The sequence below is a fragment of the Bacillus sp. JST-5 genome, from assembly GCF_057747715.1.
Genome location: NZ_JBYLHW010000168.1, coordinates 1 through 729 on the forward strand (window position 1 = coordinate 1; position 729 = coordinate 729).

1 protein-coding gene is annotated in these 729 nt (G+C 36.6%); it reads left to right on the forward strand.

What is annotated here, in order from left to right:
* Nucleotides 1-64: 64 nt before the first annotated feature.
* Nucleotides 65-729, forward strand: a 665-nt coding sequence (locus tag AC3ASS_RS14395) for an IS91 family transposase (RefSeq protein ID WP_488284174.1), incomplete at its 3' end; no start/stop codon positions are given.

Below are 729 nucleotides of genomic sequence, written 5' to 3' on the forward strand. Positions count from 1 at the left end.
AAAGATAAGAAAGTATAAAAATTTGGGTCTACCACAGTCATTTAAGCTGTGGTATTTTCATTTTATGGAGACCAATATATTGAGAAGAATATTTTTTGATAAACACCAACATTGGGAAGCTTTCAAAAGAAAACACGGTGCTAAAATCCGCCCTATCGTAATTAAGGAGGTTGAGAAATTTCGAGATTGTGGGGATATCAAAAATGGATTTAAGTTATTTGTGTGTGAAGGTTGTCATGATGTGCGAAAGGTTCCTTACCGATGTAAAGGTCGATTTTGTACCACGTGCTCTGTTGGAGAAAGTGAAGAATGGAGTAGGTTACTTACTGAAGATGTTCTTCAGGTTAATCATCGGCACGTAATTTTTACGATTGATGAAGGACTAAGAGATGTATTTCTCCTTCACCGACATCTATTAAAAGATTTAATGGATGCTTCTGCAAGACTACTTACTGACTTCTTCAAAAAGAAAGCAAAGGTAACACCTGGGATTATTGCTGGACTCCACACTTTTGGTTCAAGGGTCAACTTCAATCCTCACGTACATATGTTAGTTACAATGGGTGGATTAACAGAAAAAGGAGAATGGAAGCAGTATGATTTCTTGCCATTTACGATGCTTCGTAAACAATGGCAAACGGTCGTATTAAAATTAATTAGAAACGGAGTTTCACCAAGAGAAAAGAAAAGAATCCAACCAAGACTTCAAAAGGCGTTCACCAATAATGG